Source organism: Pseudomonas sp. MWU16-30317 (genome assembly GCF_020515695.1).
Classification (GTDB): Bacteria; Pseudomonadota; Gammaproteobacteria; order Pseudomonadales; family Pseudomonadaceae; genus Aquipseudomonas.
Map to the genome: position 1 here is coordinate 353047 of NZ_JAIWJA010000006.1, position 22303 is coordinate 375349.

General features: G+C 62.3%; 24 protein-coding genes. 9 read left to right on the forward strand and 15 right to left on the reverse strand.

The genetic code is table 11. The features are described from left to right. Positions 1 to 47: 47 nt before the first annotated feature. Positions 48 to 1661 carry a diguanylate cyclase gene (locus LIX93_RS19135; RefSeq protein WP_226505616.1) on the reverse strand — a complete coding sequence of 538 codons (1614 nt, stop codon included), beginning with the start codon at positions 1659 to 1661 and terminating at the stop codon, positions 48 to 50. Positions 1662 to 1964: 303 nt separating this feature from the next. Between LIX93_RS19135 and LIX93_RS19140 the strand changes: the two genes are divergently transcribed. From LIX93_RS19140 to LIX93_RS19160, 5 genes are all read left to right on the forward strand, one after another. Further along, a complete protein-coding gene (locus tag LIX93_RS19140; protein ID WP_226505617.1) occupies positions 1965 to 3050 on the forward strand; it encodes a DUF2333 family protein in 1086 nt (361 codons plus the stop codon). A gap of 3 nt (positions 3051 to 3053) precedes the next feature. Further along, on the forward strand, positions 3054 to 3590 hold the full coding sequence (locus tag LIX93_RS19145; RefSeq protein WP_226505618.1) for an NUDIX hydrolase: 537 nt from the start codon (positions 3054 to 3056) through the stop codon (positions 3588 to 3590). A gap of 144 nt (positions 3591 to 3734) precedes the next feature. Then, positions 3735 to 4106 (forward strand): translation initiation factor Sui1, encoded by a 372-nt coding sequence (locus LIX93_RS19150; RefSeq protein ID WP_226505619.1) that lies wholly within the window; start codon positions 3735 to 3737, stop codon positions 4104 to 4106. A 132-nt stretch (positions 4107 to 4238) separates the two neighbouring features. Then, a complete protein-coding gene (gene speA / locus LIX93_RS19155; protein WP_226505620.1) occupies positions 4239 to 6152 on the forward strand; it encodes an arginine decarboxylase in 1914 nt (637 codons plus the stop codon). 4 nt (positions 6153 to 6156) lie between these two features. After that, positions 6157 to 7020, forward strand: coding sequence for an alpha/beta hydrolase (locus LIX93_RS19160; protein WP_226505621.1), 864 nt, complete (start codon positions 6157 to 6159; stop codon positions 7018 to 7020). 138 nt (positions 7021 to 7158) lie between these two features. Here the strand turns inward: LIX93_RS19160 and LIX93_RS19165 are convergent, their stop codons facing one another. From LIX93_RS19165 to LIX93_RS19210, 10 genes are all read right to left on the reverse strand, one after another. Beyond that, positions 7159 to 8496, reverse strand: a complete 1338-nt coding sequence (locus LIX93_RS19165; protein WP_226505622.1) for an MATE family efflux transporter — start codon at positions 8494 to 8496, stop codon at positions 7159 to 7161. 169 nt (positions 8497 to 8665) lie between these two features. Next, positions 8666 to 8959, reverse strand: coding sequence for a hypothetical protein (locus LIX93_RS19170; protein ID WP_226505623.1), 294 nt, complete (start codon positions 8957 to 8959; stop codon positions 8666 to 8668). Between the two features lie 207 nt (positions 8960 to 9166). Continuing rightward, the gene (locus tag LIX93_RS19175) at positions 9167 to 9637 is read right to left on the reverse strand and encodes a prepilin peptidase (RefSeq protein ID WP_226505624.1); all 471 of its coding nucleotides are present in this window, start codon (positions 9635 to 9637) and stop codon (positions 9167 to 9169) included. Between the two features lie 161 nt (positions 9638 to 9798). Beyond that, positions 9799 to 10359, reverse strand: a complete 561-nt coding sequence (locus LIX93_RS19180) for a DUF4136 domain-containing protein (protein ID WP_226505625.1) — start codon at positions 10357 to 10359, stop codon at positions 9799 to 9801. A gap of 17 nt (positions 10360 to 10376) precedes the next feature. Then, complete coding sequence (locus tag LIX93_RS19185; protein ID WP_226505626.1) at positions 10377 to 10991, reverse strand: DUF4136 domain-containing protein; 615 nt, start codon at positions 10989 to 10991, stop codon at positions 10377 to 10379. 13 nt (positions 10992 to 11004) lie between these two features. After that, the gene (locus tag LIX93_RS19190; RefSeq protein ID WP_226505627.1) at positions 11005 to 11760 is read right to left on the reverse strand and encodes a methyltransferase domain-containing protein; all 756 of its coding nucleotides are present in this window, start codon (positions 11758 to 11760) and stop codon (positions 11005 to 11007) included. Continuing rightward, complete coding sequence (locus tag LIX93_RS19195) at positions 11757 to 12062, reverse strand: MazG-like family protein (protein WP_226505628.1); 306 nt, start codon at positions 12060 to 12062, stop codon at positions 11757 to 11759. The genes LIX93_RS19190 and LIX93_RS19195 overlap by 4 nt, the downstream gene beginning before the upstream one ends. A gap of 80 nt (positions 12063 to 12142) precedes the next feature. Beyond that, positions 12143 to 12742: a LysE family translocator gene (locus LIX93_RS19200; protein ID WP_226505629.1), complete on the reverse strand. Its 600-nt coding sequence runs from the start codon at positions 12740 to 12742 to the stop codon at positions 12143 to 12145. A 53-nt stretch (positions 12743 to 12795) separates the two neighbouring features. Further along, positions 12796 to 13632: an AraC family transcriptional regulator gene (locus LIX93_RS19205; protein WP_226505630.1), complete on the reverse strand. Its 837-nt coding sequence runs from the start codon at positions 13630 to 13632 to the stop codon at positions 12796 to 12798. Positions 13633 to 13750: 118 nt separating this feature from the next. Then, positions 13751 to 14779, reverse strand: coding sequence for a bile acid:sodium symporter family protein (locus LIX93_RS19210; RefSeq protein ID WP_226505631.1), 1029 nt, complete (start codon positions 14777 to 14779; stop codon positions 13751 to 13753). Between the two features lie 86 nt (positions 14780 to 14865). Here LIX93_RS19210 and LIX93_RS19215 point away from each other — a divergent pair, with 86 nt between their 5' ends. Both LIX93_RS19215 and LIX93_RS19220 read left to right on the forward strand, forming a co-directional pair. After that, complete coding sequence (locus LIX93_RS19215) at positions 14866 to 15657, forward strand: helix-turn-helix transcriptional regulator (RefSeq protein ID WP_226505632.1); 792 nt, start codon at positions 14866 to 14868, stop codon at positions 15655 to 15657. 144 nt (positions 15658 to 15801) lie between these two features. Further along, on the forward strand, positions 15802 to 16695 hold the full coding sequence (locus LIX93_RS19220; RefSeq protein ID WP_226505633.1) for a PA4780 family RIO1-like protein kinase: 894 nt from the start codon (positions 15802 to 15804) through the stop codon (positions 16693 to 16695). A gap of 6 nt (positions 16696 to 16701) precedes the next feature. Here LIX93_RS19220 and cueR read toward each other — a convergent pair whose 3' ends face one another. The 3 genes from cueR to LIX93_RS19235 all read right to left on the reverse strand — a co-directional run bounded on the left by cueR (position 16702) and on the right by LIX93_RS19235 (position 19804). Then, positions 16702 to 17115 (reverse strand): Cu(I)-responsive transcriptional regulator, encoded by a 414-nt coding sequence (cueR, locus tag LIX93_RS19225; RefSeq protein ID WP_226505634.1) that lies wholly within the window; start codon positions 17113 to 17115, stop codon positions 16702 to 16704. After that, positions 17112 to 19334, reverse strand: a complete 2223-nt coding sequence (locus tag LIX93_RS19230) for a heavy metal translocating P-type ATPase (RefSeq protein WP_226505665.1) — start codon at positions 19332 to 19334, stop codon at positions 17112 to 17114. Before LIX93_RS19230 ends, cueR begins: the two co-directional genes overlap by 4 nt. Before the next feature lie 80 nt (positions 19335 to 19414). Further along, positions 19415 to 19804 (reverse strand): hypothetical protein, encoded by a 390-nt coding sequence (locus LIX93_RS19235; RefSeq protein ID WP_226505635.1) that lies wholly within the window; start codon positions 19802 to 19804, stop codon positions 19415 to 19417. A gap of 173 nt (positions 19805 to 19977) precedes the next feature. Between LIX93_RS19235 and LIX93_RS19240 the strand changes: the two genes are divergently transcribed. Both LIX93_RS19240 and LIX93_RS19245 read left to right on the forward strand, forming a co-directional pair. Next, positions 19978 to 20175 (forward strand): cation transporter, encoded by a 198-nt coding sequence (locus LIX93_RS19240; protein ID WP_226505636.1) that lies wholly within the window; start codon positions 19978 to 19980, stop codon positions 20173 to 20175. A gap of 449 nt (positions 20176 to 20624) precedes the next feature. Further along, complete coding sequence (locus LIX93_RS19245; protein ID WP_226505637.1) at positions 20625 to 21305, forward strand: metalloregulator ArsR/SmtB family transcription factor; 681 nt, start codon at positions 20625 to 20627, stop codon at positions 21303 to 21305. Positions 21306 to 21312: 7 nt separating this feature from the next. Here the strand turns inward: LIX93_RS19245 and LIX93_RS19250 are convergent, their stop codons facing one another. Continuing rightward, positions 21313 to 22266 carry an adenosine deaminase gene (locus LIX93_RS19250; RefSeq protein WP_226505638.1) on the reverse strand — a complete coding sequence of 318 codons (954 nt, stop codon included), beginning with the start codon at positions 22264 to 22266 and terminating at the stop codon, positions 21313 to 21315. Between the last annotated feature and the right edge of the window lie 37 nt (positions 22267 to 22303).

Sequence of the window (22303 nt, forward strand, 5' to 3'; positions counted from 1 at the left end):
GTTAACTTAGCTTCATCGGGATGTAACCTGATGTGCCGAGGGGGCCCTCAAACCGCTCGCATCACTCGATTGCGACCGGCTCGCTTGGCGCTGTACAGCGCTTCATCGGCCATGGCTGCCATCATCAGGCTGTCGAGGCGCTCATTGAACTGCACCACCCCGGCGCTGAAGGTGCATGAGAGGTCCTGAGGCTGCGCCGGGTAATGGATTTCGGCAAAGCGCTCGCGGATTTCGTCGAGTACACCGCAGGCGGCTTCGAGATCGGTGTCGGGCATGACGATGGCGAATTCCTCGCCGCCATAACGGCCGATGAAATCGGTCTTGCGCAAACGCTGCTTGAGGAACAGCGCCAGGCTCTTGATCACCCGGTCGCCCATGGGGTGGCCGTGGCTGTCGTTGACCTTCTTGAAGTGGTCGATATCGAGCATGGCGAAGCTCAACGGCTTGCTTTCGCGCACCGCCCGGAAACTGCAGTCTTCGAGCAACTGCAGGATATGCGTGTGGTTATAGAGCCCGGTCAGGCTGTCGCGCACCATCCGCGCCTTGAGATGGCGCGCGCGGGCGGCACGGTTGCGCACCGTGGTAATCAGGTGCCGCGAGCGGATCGGCTTGGTGAGGAAGTCGTCACCGCCCTCGCTCATGGCGTCCAGCTGTTTATCCAGATCGTCTTCGGCCGACAGGTAAATGATCGGCACGCTGACATAGCGATCGTTGTGGCGAATGACCTTGGCCAGCTCGGTGCCGGTGCAGGTGGGCATGTACATGTCGAGGATGATCAAATCGGGCTGGAAGTCCGCCAGCTCGGCCATGGTCTGGATCGGCTCGGTCAGGGTGCGAGTGACGATGCCGGCACCGTTGAGCAGGCGCTCGGTGTGCATGGCCTGGGCCCGCGAGTCGTCGATGATCAGCACTTTATAGGGATCGTACTGCGCTACCGAGGTCAGGGTCTCGATTTTCTCCAGCAGGCTCGAGGCTTCCAGCGCCCCGGTCAGGAACTCCTGACCACCGGCACGAACGGCGGCCAGGCGGGTGGGCGTGTCGGTTTCGTGCAGACTGAAAAACAGCAGCGGCAGTTTGTTTTCCAGGCCCTGCTGGACTTGCGCAGCCAGTTGCAGGCCGCGGCCGGTGCCGCCGAAATCGACGTCCATGACGATCGCCGACGGCAGGCGCTCGGCCATGGTCGCCAAGAACACCGTCGGTGTCGGCAACGCCTGGGCACTGAGCCCGAAGAACTCCAATTGGCGCGCCAGGCGCTCGGCGCGCTCGGCATCTTCGAGCAGCACGAACAGCGGCTTGCGCAGGGGCGGCAATGGCGTTTCGTCGAGTTTGTCGCCCTGGCGCAGGCCGGTGCGTGAAAGCCGTTGCATCAGCTGGTTGAGCTCACTGATCAACTCGCTATTGAGGCGGCCGCTATTGGCATCGACCGCGTCCAGGCAGTTGCGGATACCTTGGGCGAGGACAATGTGCTCCGGTTGTTCGAAGCGTTCGCCGAAGCGCTGCAGGCGCAGGCTCGCATCGCGCAGTTCGAGTTGACCGCTGCTTGACCATCCGCCCAGCTGCAGACGCTGCCAGATCTCGAGGATCTGACGGGCCTGATGAATGACTCGTTGCGCAAAAAGCTGCTTGAGCCGATCGCGATTGGGTTCGACAGGTTCTTTCATGGCCGACTGCGTATCTGGATGAACGAACGAATTGAGTAGTGGCTCTATGCTAGCAGTTCTCGGGATTTCATTCCGGGTCATACGTCACTTTGTAACTGGATTTTAATTATTCAATTTATGACTGTCCGGTCGGTTATGCCCGGTGGCCTGCTTGATTTATAGTGCAGGATTGCTGTGGTACGGCTGTCGCGCCTGCATGGCCTGAGCGTCGCAGCGAGCGCAACAATGTTTGCTGCGCTAAGGCACCCTGCGGGTACATGGCGGTCGAACCCCATGAACTCGGCGATTGAAAGGATAAAAACGATGCTGGACTGGAAAAACCGCACGGACAAAGCCGAGGCGCGCAGCAGCGCTGGCACGCCAGGCACCTCTCGTGGCGGGCGTGGCGGGTACTGGAAAACCCTGTTTCTGAGCCGCGCCCTGCTGTCGGTGGTGGCGGTGTACCTGATCGTCACCGGCCTGCTGGGCTGGTACTGGAGCCAGGAACCCGCTTTGTTTCCCGTCCAGCAGGACGCCCAGGCCGCCGCTCAGCGTGACGGCCGGCAGATGGTGGTGGGTTACACCACGGTCGAAACCCTCAAGGAGGTCGCCGGCACTTTGCTCAACAAGCCGGGCGGTTACCTGTCCAACGACCGCTTTCCGCCGGGCCTGTGGCTCGACAATATTCCGAGCTGGGAATTTGGCGTGTTGGTCCAGGTGCGCGACATGAGCCGGGCGATGCGCAAGGATTTCGCCCGCTCGCAATCGCAGTCGGCTGAAGATCCGGATCTGGCCCAGGCCGAGCCGCGCTTCAACTTCGACAACCGCAGCTGGTTGTGGCCATCGAGCGAGTCGGAATTCCAGCAGGGCATCAACTCTCTGAGCCGTTATCAAGCACGTCTATCCGATCCGGCGCAGAAGAACGCGCTGTTCTATGCCCGTGCCGACAACCTCAACAACTGGCTGGGGGATGTTGGTACGCGCCTGGGTTCGTTGTCTCAGCGCCTGTCGGCCAGCGTTGGTCGGGTCAAGCTCAATCGGCCGTTGAAGACCGATGTGCAACTGGCACCGGGCGAAGTGCCGCAGGTCGACGAGTCGGTGGAAGAGACGCCGTGGCTGCAGATCGACAACGTGTTCTATGAGGCCCGCGGTCAGGCCTGGGCGTTGTCCCATCTGCTGCGAGCGGTTGAGGTCGACTTCGCCGACGTGCTGGCCAAGAAGAACGCCACGGTCAGCGTACGTCAGATCATCCGCGAGCTGGAGGCCTCTCAAGAGCCGGTATGGAGCCCGATGATCCTCAACGGCAGTGGTTTTGGGGTCCTCGCCAACCACTCGCTGGTCATGGCCAACTATATTTCCCGCGCCAACGCCGCAGTCATCGATCTGCGCCAACTGCTGTCGCAGGGCTGACCCGTGGTTGTCTGCGAACGGGAGGCCGCCCACCGGGCCGCCTCCGACGCCGAGCTGGTAGCCTGGGTCGACGAGCACGACCAATTGCAGGGCGCGCTCGAGCGCGCGCAGTTGCGCGAGCGCGGCCTGATTGGCCGCGGTACCTTTATCCTGTTGTTCAATTCCACTGGCGAGTTGTGCGTGCATCGGCGCACGTTGAGCAAGGCTATCTACCCGGGCTACTGGGATGTGGCGGCTGGCGGCATGGTCCAGGGTGACGAGAGCTACGCTGAGTCAGCGGCACGCGAGCTTGAGGAAGAGCTGGGCGTTGGTGGCGTGGCGCTCACGGCTCACGAGCATTTTCTGTTCGATCAGCGTGGCAATCGGCTCTGGTGCGCGGTGTTTTCCGCCGTATGGGACGGCCCGTTGCGGTTGCAGCCCGAAGAAGTGCTGGAAGCCCGATTTGTGCCGGTGGAGCAAGCGCTGGCCGAGAGCGAGATCATGGATTACTGCCCTGATTCGATTGCGGCCTTGCACCGGGTATTGGCGGATCGGCGCTAGGCGCCACCGTACCGCCCCCTGCAAGCTGCGCCAGGTGTGACCAAGTCGCATTTTGCCCCAACGATGGCGCATCACTGCACTTAGCAGCGCCGACATTTGCCGTTACACTAGCGCGCCATGGTTCACCTCAGCAGAGGGGTCATTTTGGCCAAGAAAGCTTCATCCTTCGCCGCGCTCGGCGGCCTGGTGTTTTCCACCGACAGTGGCCGGCATTGCCCCGACTGTCGCCAGCCCGTCGACGCCTGCACCTGCAAGCAGACCGCCATCCCGGAAGGGGATGGCATTGCCCGTGTGCGCCGTGAAAGCAAAGGCCGTGGCGGCAAGACGGTGACCACCGTAACGGGTGTGCCCTTGGCGCCAGACGCTCTCAAGGAGCTGGCGACGACACTCAAGCGTCGCTGCGGCACCGGCGGGGCACTCAAGGATGGGGTGATCGAGATCCAGGGCGAGCATGTCGAGTTGCTGTTGGCCGAGCTGATCAAGCTGGGTTTCAAGGCGAAGAAGTCAGGCGGCTGAGGCCGTACTTTCTAAACTTGACGGCACGGCCAGGGTCTACCCTGCCACACGTCAACAATCGTCATCTTTATTTTCTACACTGAGCGGCCCGCGGGCCGGGCAGTGATATTCGACTTCTCACAGGGGACCTAGATGTCCGTACGACGCACACGCAAAGACGATGGCAGCCAATGGACCGTGGCCGACAGCCGCAGTGTTTACGGGATCCGCCATTGGGGCGCGGGCTATTTCGCCATCAGCGAGAACGGCCGTGTCGAAGTACGCCCCAACGGGCCGAACAGCGCGCCCATCGACCTCTACGAGCAGGTCGAGGAATTGCGTAAAAGCGGTCTGTCGCTGCCGTTGCTGGTGCGCTTCCCCGACATCCTGCAAGACCGCGTGCGCCAGTTGACGGGCGCGTTCGATGCCAATATCGCGCGTCTCGAGTACCAGTCGCAATACACCGCGCTGTACCCGATCAAGGTCAACCAGCAGGAGGCAGTGGTCGAAAACATCATTGCCACCCAGAACGTGTCGATCGGCCTCGAGGCCGGTTCCAAGCCAGAGCTGCTGGCGGTGCTGGCATTGGCGCCCAAGGGCGGGACCATCGTCTGCAACGGTTACAAGGACCGCGAGTTCATCCGCCTGGCGCTGATCGGCCAGAAGCTGGGGCACAACGTTTTCATCGTGATCGAGAAGGAATCCGAAGTTGCGCTGGTGATCGAGGAGGCTGCCGAACTCAAGGTCAAGCCGCAGGTCGGCCTGCGTGTGCGACTGTCGTCCCTGGCGTCGAGCAAGTGGGCGGACACCGGTGGTGAAAAGTCCAAGTTCGGCTTGTCGGCCGCGCAGTTGCTGTCGGTGGTCGAGCGTTTCCGCGCTGCCGACCTCGATCAAGGCATTCGCCTGCTGCACTTCCACATGGGCTCGCAGATCGCCAACCTGGCGGACTACCAGCACGGCTTCAAGGAAGCCATCCGTTACTACGGCGAACTGCGCTCGCTGGGCCTGCCGGTCGATCACATCGACGTCGGTGGCGGCCTGGGTGTCGACTACGACGGTACCCACTCGCGCAATGCCAGCTCGATCAACTACGACATGGACGATTACGCCGGTGTCGTGGTGGGCATGCTCAAGGAATTCTGCGATGCGCAGGGCATGCCGCATCCGCATATCTTCTCCGAAAGCGGACGCTCGCTGACCGCGCACCACGCCGTGCTGGTGGTGCAAGTGACTGACGTCGAGCGCCACAACGACGACGTCCCGCAAATCGAAGACAAGTCCAGCCTGCCGGAAACCCTGCAATGGCTGGTCGACCTGCTGGGACCGACCGATATCGAGATGGTCACCGAGAACTACTGGCGCGCCACTCACTACATCAGTGACATCGCCACCCAGTACGCCGACGGCAAGGTCACGCTGGCACAAAAGGCCCTGGCCGAGCAGTGCTACTTCGCCGTCTGCCGGCGTCTGCACAATTCACTCAAGGCCCGCCAGCGCTCCCATCGCCAGGTGCTCGACGAACTCAACGACAAGCTTGCCGACAAGTACATCTGCAACTTCTCGGTGTTCCAGAGCCTTCCCGATACATGGGCCATCGGCCAGGTGTTGCCGATCCTGCCATTGCATCGCCTTGACGAAGAACCGCTGCGCCGCGCCGTGCTGCAGGACCTGACGTGCGACTCCGACGGCAAGATCAAGCAGTACGTCGACGAGCAGAGCATCGAGACCAGCCTGCCGGTGCACGCGGTCAACGAGGGTGAGGATTACCTGCTGGGTATCTTCCTGGTGGGCGCCTATCAGGAAATCCTCGGTGACATGCACAACCTGTTCGGCGACACCGACTCGGTGAACATCTATCAGACGCCAAGTGGCGAGGTTTACCACGCAGGCATCGAGACTCACGACACCATCGAGGACATGCTGCGCTATGTGCATTTGTCCCCCGAGGAGTTGATGACTCACTACCGCGACAAGGTGGCCAGTGCGCGCATCAGCCCGCGCGAGCGTACTCAGTATCTGGACGCATTGCGCCTGGGCCTGACGCGCTCTTCGTATCTGTCGTCGTAAGTCGATGATCAAGGCACTCGGGGTCGCGATGATGGCAATCTTCATGGCGGCCCTGAGTGGCTGTTCGGGGCTACAGCTGCTGGACAGCATCACGCCATCGAGCGGTTATACCCGCACGGCGGACATTGCCTATGGCAGTGATCCGCGCCAGCGCCTGGATGTCTATCAGCCGTTGCAGACCGCCGCTGGACAGCCCGTGGTGGTGTTCTTTTACGGTGGCAGCTGGAACAGCGGTGCTGGTGGCCAGTATCGCTACGTGGCGCGTGCGTTGGCCAAGCGGGGGATTACCGTGGTGGTCGCCGACTATCGCCTGTACCCGCAGGTGCGTTACCCCGCCTTTCTTGAAGACAACGCCCAGGCCGTCGGCTGGACTCATCAGCATATCGGCGAATACGGCGGCAACCCGCAACGCTTGTTCTTGATGGGGCACAGCTCGGGCGCTTACAACGCCTCGATGCTGGCGCTCGATGGGCGCTGGTTGCAGGCGGTGGGCATGCGGCCGGCGGATCTGCGCGGCTGGATCGGCCTGGCCGGCCCTTACGACTTCTTGCCGATCGAAAACCCTGAAGTGAGGCCGGTGTTCTTCTTTCCGGATTCACCGCCTGATTCTCAGCCGATCAATCATGTCAGCGCCGACGGTGCGCCTGTGTTGTTGATCGCTGCCAATTCCGACAGCTACGTCAATCCGCAGCGCAACACCGCGGGCCTGGCCAAGCGTCTGCGGGCCGAGGGCGTGTCGGTGGAGGAGCGCTATTACGCTCGGGTCAATCACATGACCCTGGTGGGCGCCTTCGCCTGGCCGCTGGCCTGGATGGCGCCGGTCACGGATGAAGTGGTTCGTTTTGTCATGGCACCCCCAGGCGCTTGACCCTGTGGGACCGAGCATCGCGAGCGGCGGGCCCTGCGCTATCCCCTGATCCGGCGTTGGTGCTGAGGGCGTCTTCGCGGGTCAATACAGTCGTTGCGGCCAAGCACTGAGTCTCCACTGGGATGGCAGTTGTCGGTATCAATCGAACCAGGCGTGCCGCTGCTGCAAACGCCAGGCAATGATGCCCTGGGTGATCGCCCGCAGCGCCATGAACAGCAGAAAACTGATCCACAGCCCATGATTGCCCAGCCCTTGGGTGAGCCAGCCGACCGGCAACACCAGCAGCAGGCTGATGACCATGCCGTTGCGCATCTCCCGCGCGCGGGTGGCGCCGATGAACAGCCCGTCCAGCAAATAGCTCCACACCGCTATCAGGGGCAACAAGGCCAGATAGGCCAGATAGTGATCGGCTGTTTCGCGCACGGCGAGGATGTCAGTCTGCAGGGCGATGAACAGATGCCCACCGAGCAGGAAGAACGCCGCGAACGCTACGCTGGCCAACAATGACCAGCCACCGGCCACCACCATCGAACGTCTCAATGCCACTCGATCACGGGCACCGATAGCGTGGCCGCACAGGGCCTCCACGGCGTGGGCCAAGCCATCCAGCGCCTGGGCGGTGAGCAGCAGGCCGTTGAGCAGCAAGGCGTTGGCCGCCACGGTGGCATCGCCCAGGCGTGCGCCCTGCACGGTGATAAGGTAGAACACCGCCTGCAATGCCATGCTGCGGATGAAGATATCGCGGTTGACGGTCAGCAGCGGCTGCCAGCTGCGCCATAGCTTCAACGCTGCCCAGGCCATGTGGCCTGGGTAGGCCCGCAGTGCCGGGCGGGTGAGCCACAGGCCGATGAACACCGCGACCCACTCGGAAATCACCGACGCCTGGGCGCTGCCCACCACCCCCCAGTTGAGCCCCAGTACGAACCACAGGTTGAGGACGATGTTCAGGCTGTTGGTGGTCAGCAGTATGATCAGCGGCGCGCGGGCGTTTTGAGTGCCGAGAAACCAGCCCACCAGCGCGTAGCTCGCCAATGCGGCGGGCAAGCCGAACAGCCGGGTGTAGAAAAAGTCCAGGGTGCTTTGCAGCAACTCTGGCGAGGGATGCATCAAGTCCAGCGACACGCGCACGAAGGGCTCGGCACAAAGGGTCAGTACGGCGGTCAACAACAGCGCCAGCAGCAGGCCTTGCACCAGGACCTGGCGCAGCCTGCCGCCGTCGTTGCGCCCGGCGGCCTGAGCGGCAAAGCCGGTAGCGCCCATGCGCAGGAACCCCATCGACCACGCCAGCAGCCCGTACAGACTGCCGCCCACCGCCACGGCGCCCAGTTGATGGGCGTGGGGCAGGTGGCCGATCACGGTGCTATCGACCAGGGTGACAAGTGGGCCGGAAAGATTGGACAGGATCATCGGCGCTGCCAGCGCCCAGACCCGGCGGTGGGTCGGGCGATCGCGCCAGTCGTTGAGTAATTGGGACATGCAGGCTCCTTTCAGGCCCGCATTGTAGCCGTGTGTCAGGCGGTTGTAGATGAATCCAGCGTGCCCTTCCGCGAGCAAGCTGTGCTCCCACAGGCGCACGACCCCTGAGCTGCTTGCACGGTGCAAGCAAGGTTTGCCCGCGAAAGCGTCAGCCCAGGCGACCGCGTTTTCAATGCACTATCCAGCTCAACAACCACAGCCCCAGTACCGCCCAGATGATCCCGCTGATGATCGCGCCGCGCATGAATGCCCGGACCGCCGAATACAGCAACAACAGGCCGACGATCAGCGCGGCGATGCTGATCAATGAAGTGTTCATCCCCAGCGTGCGCGCCAGGCCGTCGACGAAGTTGCCACCGGCATGGCCGAGCATGTTGAAGAACCAGCCGAAGGTATCGATGATGAATTTGATCACTGCGCCGAATGCCTGGCCCAGCCATTCGAAAAAGCTTTCTACATACATTGAGAGTGTCGTCCTGATGAAAGTGCCGGAGTATGCGCTGGATCTCAGCCTTGGGCCATCTGACACCATGCGGAGTTCCCTGGGCGCGGGCAAGGACTATCGAAATGCATTGGGGATGACATCATGATTTTTCGCAAGCAGGGCCGGCCTCTTCGCGAGCGAGCGTTGCGCCTGTAGTGGAGCGGCGCAGTGCTCAGTACTCAGGGCTCAGTGCACCCAGGCGAGCGCAGCCAGAAATCCTGCCAGCAGAAATGGCGCCACGGGCAGCGTGGTCTGCGCATCAGGACCCAGATTGGCCAGGCGCAGGCGCCACTTCTTGTTGAACAGTTTCCACAGCCTGGGCATGACCAGCATCCAGGCGGCGGCGATGACCCCAGCGCCGACCAAAGTGCCGATCAGGTGCAATTCGTCGGTGGCCAGGGCCAGACTGCCCAGCAGTTTCACATCCGCAGCGGCCAGGCGGCCCATGAGGTGGGCGGGGAGTGTCAGGGCCATGCTCAGCGCCAGGGCGAAGGCTCCTTCTGGCACGCTGGCGCCCATCCAGGTATGGCCGGTAGTGAACAGGTAAAGGAGTGCGCATAGGCCGCCTCCCAGTGTCAGTCCATCGGCGATCTGCCGCAGACGGATGTCCTGTTCAGCACACAGGGTGAACCAGATCAACAAGACGAGGCTTTGCATCGGGTAATACACATCCCTGGCAAGCGTTGGATCGGAAAGCTCTGGATCGAAAAACCGGGCTTTGCCCGAGGGTGTTTCAAACACCCCCCTTATCGATTTAGTACGCAAACCGGTCCCGGTCAAGCTCGCCACTGAAATCCTTGCCGTGGCGGTCAGCTTTATCAGCGTGGCGGATAGTTGGACATGATCAGGCCCACACTCTTGGCGATGCTGGCACTGCGCTCCGCCGGGCCCTGTGGCGCATCGCTGAGCACGCTGTCGCGGCTGCCGCGCCACACCAGCTTGCCGTCGCGCGCGTCCAGCAGGTCGACCTGCAAGGTGGCGACACGGTAGTCGACGGTACGTGTTTCGTTATAGAAGCCTGCGCCCCAAGGCCCACCCCAAGGGCCGCCCCATGGTCCACCGTAAGGCGTGCTGATCTGCTGTTGACGGGTATCGACGATGTAATACGCCTGCACCAGCACATCGGTCTTGGCCCCAGGCTGTGCCAGGCGCAGCCCGCGCTGCTCGAGCTGGTCGCTGACCGACTGACGAATGCGTTGTTCGGTGAGGTCACTTTTGATACGCGGGTCATCTGGACGGTATTGCAGCGCCGGGGTTTTCCACGCCCAGCTGCGATAAGCGCCGAAGTCACGGCTGGCGTCGAAGTCGAGGTTGGCCTGTTGGGTCTGGCAGGCCGTCAACAGCAGCGCAAAGGCCAATAACGCAATACGACTGAACATGGGGTGTCTCCACGAACTCAACTGGGAGGATAGGCCATCAGGGCTTTTTCCACGGCTTGGCGCAATGCGTCGGCGCGCTGGCTCTCACTGCCCTGGGTGCCGGTCTCGGCGCTGGCACTCCACAGGGGTTGGCCACTGGCGCCATCGTACAACTGGATGCGGACGACGAGTACCTGGATTTCATATGTGCGTGTAACTGGCGGCGGCCCGTAGGCGCCATAGCCATAGGGGCCGCGAGGACCGTAGCCTGGGCCGTAGCCACCGCCGTAGCCGTAATCCTCGGTGACTTGCTGCAGGCGGCGCTCGACATGCAGGTCTGCAGCCACGCGCAGGTCAGGGATGCCACTGCGGGCCGGGCGCAGACCGCGTTGATCCAGGCCATTGCTGACCGCCTCGGCAATCTGCGCCGGGTCGGCCAGGTTGCTGCCGACCGGCAGTTGATTGTTGACCCAGGCCCAATTGCGGTAGCGCCCGTAGTCGCGTGGCGCCGCCGGGTAGGCACTGGCATCGAAGGTTTGCGCAGCCTGCGGTGGCGCGGGCGGCAAGGGATTGGAGCTGGCGACATACGGGTTGGGGCTCTGGCAGGCGGCCAGGCCCAGGCACAACAATACGACAGCGAAACGGCGTGGCATCAGGGTTCTCCCGTCAATTGGCCAGTGGCCGACAGATCCAGTGCAGATAACGCCCCAGCCCGGCGAAGGCCGGATGGCGGCGGTGAGCCAGTTCCATGTCCAGCAAGTCGGCGAGCGCCGCCTTGTCTTGAAAGTCTCTGGGCATGTAATCGTGAAAAACCCGCACGCCGCTGGAAGATTCGACTCGCCAGGCGCTGGCGAGTTGCGTGGCCAGCTCGCGAGGGTCCAGGGGCATTTGCGGGGTCAGGCTTTGTTTCATGCCGGCCAGGCTGTCGCCGCGCAACTTGCGAAAGTGGCCCTTGAGCAGATTGCGATAGACCAGCGCGTCACGGTTGTAGAACGCCAGCGACAGCCAGCCACCGGTCGCAGTGAAGTGCTGCAGCACCGGCAGGATGGCATGGGGTTCGGCCAGCCACTCGAGCACTGCGTGGCAGATCACCAGATCGTAGCGCTCATCCAGCAAGCCGGGCAGCGCCTGCCAAGGCGCATGGATGAACGTCGCCTCGAGCCCGGCTTCGGCGAAGCGCTGGCGTGCGCCTTCGAGCATTGGCGCCGCCGGTTCGGCGAGGGTGACCGCGTGCCCCTGCTGGGCCAGCCACAGCGACATGTGGCCAAGGCCGGCACCGATATCGAGCACCCGTAACGGACGGGTGGGCAACGCTTCGCTCAGGTCGGCCTGGAGCACGGCCAGGCGAATGGCGCCTTTGGCGCCGCCGTAGATTTTCTCGGCGAAGCGGGTGGCCAGTTCATCGAAATGGCGGTCTTTCATTGGGCGAAGCGCCGTTCGCTGTCGGCCAGTTTGCTGCGCACGACCGCGTCCATGTCCAGCCCCAGTTCGCTGCACAGCAGCAACAGATAGAGGACGATATCGCCCACCTCTTGGCCGGCATGGGCCAATTGCTCGGGGGGCAGGCTGCGTGACTGGTCTTCGCTGAGCCATTGGAAGATTTCTACCAGCTCGGCCATCTCCACGCTGGCGGCCATGGCCAGGTTTTTCGGGCTGTGAAATTGACGCCAGTCGTTATTGTCGCGGATGCGATGCAGGCGTTTGGTAAGTTCGACGAGGTTCATGGGGCGGGCTCCTGAAGGTGCATAGCTTCAGGGGGAAACGGAGCCGAATCAAGCGCGCTCGTTCAGCCTTCATGGCGAATTTATGCGAGCAGGCTGCTCCACGCCGAAATCAACAGCACCACCGCCAGAATCTTGTTCAAACGGCCTAGCGCAGCGGGTGATTTCAGCCAGCGCGCGGAGCCGGCGCCAAGCAATGCCCAGCTGCCCATGCAAGGCATCGCCACCAGGAAAAACGTCAGCGACAGCCACGCCACTTCGCGGCCCTGGTCAGTGGTGCTGGTGGTGAACACGCTGATGACCGCCAGCGCCATCATCCAGGTCTTTGGATTGACCAATTGCAGGCTGGCGGCATCGACCAGCCCGAACTTGCGCGGGGAATCCTTGGCGCTCAGGGCCTCGGCGGGGCTGGCGTAGATCTTCCAGGCCAACCAGGTCAGCCAGAGCAGGCCGACGGCGGTCATTGCCAGATGCACGCCCGGGACTTTGAGCAACGATTCGCCCAGGCCCGTGCCCACGGCCAGGACCAGCAGCGCGGCGCCACCGCAGGCGCCCAGCACGCTCGGCAGTGAGGCCAGCAGGCCGTAACGGGCGGCGTTGCTGAGGACCAGGATATTGGTTGGCCCTGGAGTGATCGAGGACACGAAGGCGAACAGCAGAAACGGCAGCAAGGTGGAGGGCATGGCAGTCAGGCTCTGTGGCGTGTAGAAACGTCATGGTGCCTTGGCCAAGGGGGTCAGTCTGGAAGGTTTGAGCAGCGTTTGCGGTAGGCCGCCGGGCTGATGCCATAGGCGCGCACGAACCAGCGGCCCAGATGGCTTTGATCGGCAAAGCCGAGGTCGCTGGCCACTTGCGCCGGGAAGTCGCCGTTGGCCAATTGCCGACGTGCCTTGGCCAGGCGCAGTTGTACCAGGTAGGCATGGGGCGGGAGGCCGAAAGCGGCCTTGAACGCGCGGGTCAGGCGAAAGCGGTCGACGTTGCAGGCCTGCGCCAGCTCGTCCAGCCCCACGTCCTGATGCACATTGGCCTGCAGATAATCCCGGGCGCGCAAGGCCACGAGTGGCAGACGCGGGTCAGGATTGTGCCGCTTGCGCCAATGGAGATGGCCGGTCAACTGTTCCAGCAGGCGATCGAGCGCACTTTGCCGCACGATCAGCAGCTCTTGGCTGTGCAGTGCAGCGAAGGCGTCGGCGATGGCCTGGCTCAGGCGCGGATCACGGGTGAGGTTTTGCGCGAAGGCCAGCACCTGTTGCGCGGGGGCATCTTCGAACAACTGGCTCAGCTCGCGCTCGATCCAGTGCGGCTCAAGGTAAAGCATTCGATAGGTGAAGCCTTCCTCGGTGGGCGCATCTCCATCGTGGATATCTCCTGGTTCCAGCAGGAATATCTGCCCGGGCGTGCTGGCGTGCTTCTGCCGTCGGCAATGAAACTGCTGCACGCCTTGCTCGGTAAAGCCCACCAGATAGCTGTCGTGCCAGTGTGGGTCGTAGGCATGGCCCTTGAAATGCGCGCGCAGGGTCTCGATCCCGGTGCTCCGGTCCTGGCTGAGATCGATCCAGTTGTGTGCGTTCATGGGTTCATGGCAGCGGTTGTGACGGGCAGGTAGTTATCGAGGGATACGGTGCGCCAGTCTAGAAGTTTTGTGCAAGCCCGCTGCGACCAGATGGCAGGCGCCATCTGGTCAGTCACCCTCACGCCGGGCTGGTGGCCTCTTCATCACCACTCAGCACGCCGGACTTCAGCCGGTTCGAGTAGTTTTCCGCCATGATCGAGCAGACGATCAACTGCAGCGGGTGGTAGATCATGATCGGCAGCAGAATCAGACCCAGCCCGGGGTTGTTGCCGAAAATCAGCGCGGCCATGGGCGCACCGGCTGCCAGTGATTTCTTGCTCGCGCAGAACACCGCCGCCACTTCATCGGCATGCTTGAATTTGAGCAGCTTGGCGGTACGGGTCGTGAGCGTCAGGATCAACGCCAGCAGAATGGCCACGCCAACGAAGGCGGTGAGAATCACCGAGGTGCCTTGTTGGTGCCACATCCCTGAGGTCATCGAGCCGCAGAACGCCGAGTAGACCAGCAGCAGGATGACCACTTTGTCGATGATGTTGGTGTAGCGCTTGTGGCGGGCAAAGAACTTGCCGAACAGCGGCCGTACCAACTGCCCGAGGACCAGTGGCAACAGCAGCATGGCGCAAAGGTCGATCAGCGTAGAACCCAGGTCGATACCCCCGGCGCCAGAGCCGAGCACCAGGCTCACCAGCCACGGCGTGATGAAAATACCCAGGACGCTGGACGCGCTGGCATTGAGAATCGCTGCGGGCACATTGCCGCCTGCGCTGCCGGTCAAGGCCACCGAAGACGAAATAGTCGACGGCAGCGCGCACAGGTAGAGGAAGCCGAGCATCAGCAGGGCCGGGATCTGCGTGCCCAGGGTGACCTTGCACAGCAGCCACAACAATGGAAACACCACGAAGGTGAAGCCCTGCACCATGATGTGCAGGCGCCAGTTCTTGAGGCCATGGCCGATCTGTTCGCTGGACAGGTTGACACCGTGCAGGAAGAACACCAAGAACACGCCGATATTGATCACTACCTCGGCGTGCATGCCTCCGCCCTTGCTGCCGAAGCTCGGGAACAAGTAAGCCAGCAGGGTGGCGAGCAACATGCCGCAAAGGAACCAGTCGGTTACCACGCGTTTGAAATGACGGAAAATATGCATGACAAGACCTGAAACGGATTTGTAATTAAGGTAGAGCGAGGATAACGTGGCACAACTTCCGCCGTCTTGCGACATAAGGCCAATCGATGCCGACTAACGGACATCTTGGTGAAGCGCGCAGCGTCCCCACCCTCAGCCGCTTGCCTCGCCCCCTCTACGCCCGCGCCGAAAGCCTGCGGGCTGGCTCCTGGACGCCCCGGCATCGACACGCCTGGGTGCAGTTTTCCTACGCTATCAGTGGCGTGTTGGGCGTCCATACCGACGAAGGCAGTTTTTATGCGCCCCCCCAATGGGGTGTGTGGATCCCGGGCGGTCTGGAGCATGAAGTTACCACGTCGACCCGTGCCGAAATGCGCAGCTTGTATGTCGGTATCGAGCACTCCCGCTGGGCGCCATCGCGCTGTCGGGTGCTGGAAGTCACGGCGCTGGCCCGAGAGATGATCAAGGCTTTCTGCGAGCTGCCAGTCGAATATCCGCAAGGCGATACGGCTGAATCGCGCTTGGTGGCGGTGCTTCTGGATCAACTGGCGGGGCTGCCTGAAGTCCAGTTTTCGCTGCCTTTGCCGCAGCACCCCCGTCTGCTGTCGGTGTGCAATCAGTTGATCGAGCAACCCGACAACGCCTTGACTCTGGGCGAATGGGCTGCGCACATGGGCACCTCGGAAAAAACCTTGATGCGCTGGTTCCAGAAGGAAACCGGCTTGAGTTTTCGGGCCTGGCGCCAGCGCATGCGTCTGCTGTCGTCGCTCAATGTTCTAGAGGAAGGCGGAAACGTTACCCGCGCGGCGTTGTCCAGTGGATATGAGTCAACTTCGGCCTTTATCGCAGCGTTCAAAGGGCTGTTCGGGGCGACCCCGGGCGAGTTGTTCAAGCCCTGAGTCGCAGATTTCTGGCGAAATTGGCCGAGGCTTTGCATTCTGTAATCACGGCAAGGTCGGAATCCTTGCCGGGCTGTGAGAGGATGGCTCGTCAATCGAGAGCATTTCGCGTGTTTGGCCACAAAGGACCCAGAATAAAAGCTGATGAAGACTCCAAAACGCATTGAACCCCTGGTCGAGGACGGCCTGGTCGACGAAGTGCTGCGTCCACTCATGAGTGGTAAGGAAGCAGCGGTCTATGTAGTGCGCTGTGGTAATGAACTGCGCTGCGCCAAGGTCTATAAGGAGGCCAACAAACGAAGTTTCCGCCAGGCGGCCGAATATCAGGAAGGCCGCAAGGTACGCAACAGTCGCCAGGCGCGGGCCATGGCGAAAGGCACCAAGTACGGGCGCAAGGAAACCGAAGACGCCTGGCAGAATGCCGAGGTTGCGGCGCTGTTCCGTCTGGCCAGTGCGGGCGTGCGGGTGCCCAAGCCATTCGATTTTCTCGATGGCGTGTTGCTGATGGAACTGGTGGCCGACGAGTACGGCGATGCAGCACCGCGGCTGAACGACGTGGTTCTGGAGCCTGATCAGGCCCGCGAATACCACGAGTTCCTGATCCGTCAGATCGTGCTGATGCTGTGCACTGGTCTGGTGCACGGCGACCTCTCGGAGTTCAATGTGCTGGTCGGGCCGTCGGGGCCGGTGATCATCGATTTGCCCCAGGCGGTAGATGCGGCGGGCAACAACCACGCGTTTACGATGCTGGAGCGTGATGTAGGCAACATGGCCAGCTACTTCGGTCGTTTTGCTCCGGAACTCAGGCAGACCCGCTACGCCAAGGAAATGTGGGCACTGTACGAAGCCGGCTCGCTGCACCCTGGCAGTGTGCTCACCGGTGAGTTCGCCGAAGAGGACATCGAGGCGGATGTCGGCGGCGTGATGCGCGAGATCGAAGCTGCGCGTCTTGATGAGGCGCGTCGCCAGGCCATTCGGGCGGCGGACGACAAGCCGGCGGACAAGTCCGAAGAGCCACCGCCGCCCTGGATGCAGTGACGCGGATCAGCGGCGGGCGGCTTGGTGACAGCCGCTCGAAGCGAGGTCCGCGAGGATCGGGCAATCTGGTCGGTCGTCGCCCTGGCAGTGGCTGACCAGATTTTGCAAGGTGTCCCGTAGGCCGAGCAACTCGTCGATGCGCCGGTTGAGGGTTTCGATGTGTAGCCCGGCCAGCGCTTTGACGTCGGCGCTGGCGCGACCCCGGTCTTGCCACAGCGTCAGCAAGCGGCCGATTTCCTCCAGCGAAAAACCCAGATCCCGCGAGCGTTTGATGAACGCCAGCGTGTGCAGGTCTTCGCTCCGATAAATGCGATAGCCGCTGTCGGTGCGGTGGGCAGCCTTGAGCATCCCGGTGGCTTCGTAATGGCGGATCATTTTTGCACTGAGGCCGCTTTCGCGGGCAGCCTGACCAATGTTCACGTGCGTTCTCCTGCTTCGGGGTCGACGTCATTGTGCAGCTGCGGTTTCCAGGTATTCAACAGCAGCGCGTTGCAGACCACGCTGACGCTCGATAACGCCATGGCCGCGCCCGCAAGCATGGGGTTGAGCACGCCGAAGGCCGCCAGCGGGATGCCGATCAGGTTATAGATAAACGCCCAGAACAGATTCTGCCGGATCTTCGCGCAGGTCCGCCGACTGATATCCAACGCGGCAGCCACCCATTGCGGATCATCGCGCATCAAGGTGATACCCGCCGCCTGAATGGCGACGTCGGTGCCGCTGCCCATGGCGATGCCGATGTCGGCGCTGGCCAGCGCGGGTGCGTCGTTTATGCCATCGCCGACCATCGCCACTCGAAGTGACAGGCGCAGTTTCCGGATCGCCTCGGCCTTGTCGGCCGGCAACACCTGAGCATGCACCTTGTCGGCATCGATTCCCAGGGCCGTGGCGACGGCCTCGGCGCTACCGCGATTGTCGCCGGTGAGCAGGTGCGTTTGCATTCCTTGCTGGCGCAGACATGTCAGTGCCGCCTTGGCGCCCGACTTGAGCGTGTCGCCGAACGCCAGCAGGCCCAGCACCTGCGGCTGTGGGCTCACCTCGATCAACCACGACAGGGTGCGGCCCTGACTTTCCCATTTCTGTGCGGTGGCTTGTAGCGCGCCCGCCGACACGCGGTAATCGTCCAGCAGCCGTTGATTGCCGAGCAACAGATCGCGACCGCCCAGCGTCCCGCGAATACCGCGTCCGGCCAGGGTCTCGCTCTGTTGCGCGGCCTCAGGCTGCGTCGGGCAGCAAGCCAGAACGGCCCTGGCCAGAGGATGCTCGCTGCCACGTTGCAGGGCGGCAGCCTCGCGCAACAGACGTTGAAGATCATACCCATCGATGGCTGCCACACTCATGTCGAGCAGTTCGGGATGCCCTGATGTCAGGGTGCCGGTCTTGTCAAATACCACGCAATCGATCTTGCTGGCGTGTTCGAGCGCCTCCGCATCCTTGATCAGAATGCCATGGCGCGCCGCCGCGCCCGTGCCGGCCATGATTGCCGTCGGTGTGGCCAGGCCCAAGGCACAGGGGCAGGCAATCACCAGGACGCTGACGGCATGCAATATGGCGATCTGCAACCCGGCGCCGCTGTACCACCAGCCCAGCAAGGTCAACAGCGCCAGCAGCAGGATCACCGGGACGAACACCTGGCTGACCCGGTCCACCTGCTTCTGGATCGGGGCCTTGGCGCTTTGCGCGTCTTCGACCAACTGAATGATTTTCGCCAGCAAAGTCTGGGTGCCCACTGCTCGCGTCTCGACCCGCAATTGACCTTCGCCATTGATGGCCCCGGCGCTGACCGAATCGCCGGCTTGTTTGCTGACGGGCAGGCTTTCGCCGCTGATCAGGGCTTCGTCGGCGTGGCTGCGGCCGTCGATCACCACACCATCGACGGCAAAACGTTCTCCGGGTTTGACCCGTATCTGATCACCGAGCCGCAGCGCGTCGATAGCCACGCGCTCCTCCCGATCGCCAACCACCCGCACAGCAAAGCTCGGCCGTAGTGCCTGCAACGCGCGCAGGGCATCGGCAGTGCGCCGCTTGGCATGACTCTCCATGTACTTGCCCACCAGCACCAGCGCAATGACCACCGCCGAAGCCTCGAAATACAAATGGGGCGACTGGCCAGGTGCAGGCTGCAGCCATTGGTAGAAACTCAAACCGTAGCCCGCACTCGTGCCAATAGCCACCAGCAGGTCCATATTGCCCGCGCGGGCACGCACAGCCTTGTAGGCCGAGGTATAGAAGCGCGCGCCGATAATGAACTGCACCGGTGTCGCCAGGCCGAACTGCAGCCATGCCGGCAGCATGAAATGCACCCCTAGCGGCTGTAGCAACATGGGCAGCAACAGCGGGGCGGCGAGCAGGATAGCGGCGATCATCATCCAGCGCTCGTGGCGCAGGTGCCGCTGGTGGTTGGCTTCCTCGGCCTGGACGCTGACCGGCAGGTGTGCGGTATAGCCCGCGTGCATCACCGCATCGATCAGCGCGGCAGGCGGCAGCGCGCGCTGCAGTTGCACATGGGCGCGCTCGTTGGCCAGGTTGACGCTGACCTCGCTGACGCCATCGACCTTGCGCAGCGCACGTTCGACGCGACCGGCGCAGCTGGCGCAGGTCATGCCATCAATCGACAGATCGAAGGTAGTGGGGTGCATCGGGCTGGCCATGGCGATCATCCTCTTGGCAGATGATCCACAGCATCAACCTTGCCACGTGGGCAAGGTCAAGGCCCCCATCAGTACTCGATCGGTGCCGGCCTCAGGGTCAACCCATAGGGACCGGGCGCGATGGAATACTTGAGGATGTCGCCGGCGTGCAGATCGATCACGGTAGCCTTGGCCGGGGTGATGCCCGACGAGTCGCAGCCAGGCGTCTGGCCCGGCAAGCGCTTGAGGCGTATCGATACCTTGCCCGGTGGCAGGTTCAGCGAGGTGTCGTCTTCCTGAAACAGCCGCGTCACCAACTGGTCTGCGACGTAAACGCCGATCTCGCACGAGGTCGACACCTGAATGGTCTGTCGGGAAATGATCACGATCCCATAGCCGTTCGGGCCATCGGCCAGCGCTACAGGGACCATCGAGGGAATAGCAAGGATGCCGAGCAGGGCGAGTACTGACCAGCGCATGGCTGAACTCCTGTTGTCACGAATACGGATACGAATAACAGTTGGACTGTCGCCCAACTTGCAGCTTGGCTGAGCGCGGTGACGATTTCCACCCCGGCCGCTATCTGGGAAACTTGACCTTGACCCGACGGCAAGCTTCAAACTGTCGCTGAATCTAACACGGAGGCTTCCCCATGCAGCATTTCGACGTAAAAGGCATGACCTGCCAGCATTGTGTACGCGCGGTCACCCAGGCCGTGCAAGACCAGGACCCGGCCGCCACGGTCGAGGTCGACCTGAAGACCGGCCAGGTAAATGTGCAAAGCAGCCTGGCGCCGGACGTGATCATCGGCGTGATCGGCACTGAAGGTTACGCTGCCAAGGCGCTGTAGTCGGCAGCATCGCTGCGGCCGGGCAGCGCCCCGGCCTTGCTCGGTGGCCTGCATTCAGCGTGCGGTGCTGACGGGGGTGTGTCGCAGCGCGTCAGGCGGCGTTATGAGGGTAAAGCTGCAGGGGGACAGTGTTTGTAAGCTTTCCGGCGTGGCGTTGTAGGTTTTTGCGCTGTGTTAACTGGGGAGGCGTTTCCTCTGGGGGATATATACCCCCGGTTTTACGAGGTCAGATGCCTGACTCAGGCGAACACTGACCTGGACTGATTTGAACACTTTTGTACAAGGGGGTATTTACCCACCGCACTCCGGGATTTTCTGCCCGTACTGACGAATATTTCGCCTGCTTTATCCGTGCTTATAATGCGTGACACAGCCTGCTGAACAGTGTGGCGCGGTTGTCAGACAAGGGATTTGCAGGCTTCGAAGAATGTCGGGACAGGGAGTGAACCATGGAATATGCACCTTGCATCAGTCGCATCGCCACGTTGCTGGCCGACCCCAAGCGCAGTGCAATGTTATGGGCGCTCATCGATGGCGGCACGCGAGGCGCCGAGGAGCTAGCCAATCTGGTCGGGGTTACGCCGTCTTCGGCGAGTGCTCATCTTGCCCGGTTGTCCTCAGCCGGGTTGCTGAAGTTCGAAGCCCGCGGACGCAAACGATTTTTCAAGCTGGCGGCGCCAGAAGTCGGCGCGGCGGTCGAGGCGCTGGTCAGCGTTTCTCGGGTACGCGCAGGCCCTGTCAATCGGGAGCCCCTGCCACGCGCGCCTGCTGCCATGCGCCGGGCCTGTCGTTGTGGCGAACACCTGGGAGGAGAGCTGGCGGCCGAGGTCTATCAGCGAATGCTGGTCGCGCAGTGGTTGATGCCCCGCGGCGAGTACCTCGACATTACCCAGAAAGGCACTGTACATCTGGCAAGCATGGGCATCTATCCCGAGGCCTTCGCCACCCGTGACGGGCATGCGGTCTGTTCTGGCTGGGATGGTGAGCGGGCACATATAGGCGGCGTCCTTGGGACCAGCCTGATAAAGCTGTTCATGCAATCAGGCTGGGTGCGCGAGCACAAGGAGTCCAGGGCGCTGTTGGTCACCGAGGCAGGAATGCTGCGGATTCGCAGCATCGCCAGTCAGTGAGAACTCATCAAGGCTTGATCAGGCGAGCATCGAGGCTGTTCTGCGCCAGGCGCTTGGCTTGATCCTGAGTCATGCCCAGATGGGTATGCAGGGCGTGGAAGTTCTCCGTCACGTAGCCGCCAAAGTAAGCAGGGTCGTCGGAGTTGACCGTGACCTTCACGCCACGCTCGAGCATGTCGAGAATATTGTGCTGGGCCATGTCGTCGAACACGCATAGTTTGGTATTGGACAGCGGGCACACGGTCAGCGGGATCTGCTCGTCGATGATTCGCTGCATCAGACGCTCGTCCTCGATGGCACGCACGCCGTGGTCGATGCGCTGGATCTTGAGCAGATCCAAGGCTTCCCAGATGTACTCGGGCGGGCCTTCTTCACCGGCATGGGCGACCGTCAAAAAGCCTTCGCTGCGGGCGCGATCGAATACGCGCTGGAATTTGCTCGGCGGATGACCCTGCTCGGAGCTGTCCAGGCCGACGGCGACGAAGGCATCGCGGAAGGGCAGCGCCTGGTCGAGGGTCTTCTGGGCTTCTTCTTCGCTGAGGTGGCGCAGGAAGCTGAGGATCAGGCCGCTGCCGATACCCAGTTGCTTTTTGCCATCCTCGAGTGCCCGGCTGATGCCGGTGAGCACCACTTCAAAGGGGATACCGCGATCGGTGTGGGTTTGCGGGTCGAAGAACGGCTCGGTATGGATGACGTTCTGTGCCTTGCAGCGTTGCAGGTAGGCCCAGGTCAGGTCGTAGAAGTCCTGCTCGGTGCGCAGTACATCAGCGCCCTGATAGTAGAGGTCGAGAAATTCCTGCAGGTTGTTGAACGCGTAGGCGCTGCGCAGTGTTTCGACGTCCTGCCAGGGCAAGGCGATCTTGTTGCGCTCGGCCAGGGCAAACAGCAACTCCGGCTCGAGGGAGCCTTCGAGGTGCATATGGAGTTCGGCCTTGGGTAACGCGTTGAGCCAGTCGTACATGGTGTTTTCTCATCAGGTGCAGAGGCGAGGATTCTAC

What these genes read in the sequence shown, in the direction of transcription:
- LIX93_RS19135 (WP_226505616.1), bottom strand. Translation starts at nt 1,661, where the DNA reads ATGAAAGAACCTGTCGAACCCAATCGCGATCGGCTCAAGCAGCTTTTT.
- LIX93_RS19140 (WP_226505617.1), top strand. Translation starts at nt 1,965, where the DNA reads ATGCTGGACTGGAAAAACCGCACGGACAAAGCCGAGGCGCGCAGCAGC.
- speA (WP_226505620.1), top strand. Translation starts at nt 4,239, where the DNA reads ATGTCCGTACGACGCACACGCAAAGACGATGGCAGCCAATGGACCGTG.
- LIX93_RS19160 (WP_226505621.1), top strand. Translation starts at nt 6,157, where the DNA reads ATGATCAAGGCACTCGGGGTCGCGATGATGGCAATCTTCATGGCGGCC.
- LIX93_RS19165 (WP_226505622.1), bottom strand. Translation starts at nt 8,496, where the DNA reads ATGTCCCAATTACTCAACGACTGGCGCGATCGCCCGACCCACCGCCGG.
- LIX93_RS19170 (WP_226505623.1), bottom strand. Translation starts at nt 8,959, where the DNA reads ATGTATGTAGAAAGCTTTTTCGAATGGCTGGGCCAGGCATTCGGCGCA.
- LIX93_RS19175 (WP_226505624.1), bottom strand. Translation starts at nt 9,637, where the DNA reads ATGCAAAGCCTCGTCTTGTTGATCTGGTTCACCCTGTGTGCTGAACAG.
- LIX93_RS19180 (WP_226505625.1), bottom strand. Translation starts at nt 10,359, where the DNA reads ATGTTCAGTCGTATTGCGTTATTGGCCTTTGCGCTGCTGTTGACGGCC.
- LIX93_RS19185 (WP_226505626.1), bottom strand. Translation starts at nt 10,991, where the DNA reads ATGCCACGCCGTTTCGCTGTCGTATTGTTGTGCCTGGGCCTGGCCGCC.
- LIX93_RS19190 (WP_226505627.1), bottom strand. Translation starts at nt 11,760, where the DNA reads ATGAAAGACCGCCATTTCGATGAACTGGCCACCCGCTTCGCCGAGAAA.
- LIX93_RS19195 (WP_226505628.1), bottom strand. Translation starts at nt 12,062, where the DNA reads ATGAACCTCGTCGAACTTACCAAACGCCTGCATCGCATCCGCGACAAT.
- LIX93_RS19200 (WP_226505629.1), bottom strand. Translation starts at nt 12,742, where the DNA reads ATGCCCTCCACCTTGCTGCCGTTTCTGCTGTTCGCCTTCGTGTCCTCG.
- LIX93_RS19205 (WP_226505630.1), bottom strand. Translation starts at nt 13,632, where the DNA reads ATGAACGCACACAACTGGATCGATCTCAGCCAGGACCGGAGCACCGGG.
- LIX93_RS19210 (WP_226505631.1), bottom strand. Translation starts at nt 14,779, where the DNA reads ATGCATATTTTCCGTCATTTCAAACGCGTGGTAACCGACTGGTTCCTT.
- LIX93_RS19215 (WP_226505632.1), top strand. Translation starts at nt 14,866, where the DNA reads ATGCCGACTAACGGACATCTTGGTGAAGCGCGCAGCGTCCCCACCCTC.
- LIX93_RS19220 (WP_226505633.1), top strand. Translation starts at nt 15,802, where the DNA reads ATGAAGACTCCAAAACGCATTGAACCCCTGGTCGAGGACGGCCTGGTC.
- LIX93_RS19230 (WP_226505665.1), bottom strand. Translation starts at nt 19,334, where the DNA reads ATGCACCCCACTACCTTCGATCTGTCGATTGATGGCATGACCTGCGCC.
- LIX93_RS19235 (WP_226505635.1), bottom strand. Translation starts at nt 19,804, where the DNA reads ATGCGCTGGTCAGTACTCGCCCTGCTCGGCATCCTTGCTATTCCCTCG.
- LIX93_RS19240 (WP_226505636.1), top strand. Translation starts at nt 19,978, where the DNA reads ATGCAGCATTTCGACGTAAAAGGCATGACCTGCCAGCATTGTGTACGC.
- LIX93_RS19245 (WP_226505637.1), top strand. Translation starts at nt 20,625, where the DNA reads ATGGAATATGCACCTTGCATCAGTCGCATCGCCACGTTGCTGGCCGAC.
- LIX93_RS19250 (WP_226505638.1), bottom strand. Translation starts at nt 22,266, where the DNA reads ATGTACGACTGGCTCAACGCGTTACCCAAGGCCGAACTCCATATGCAC.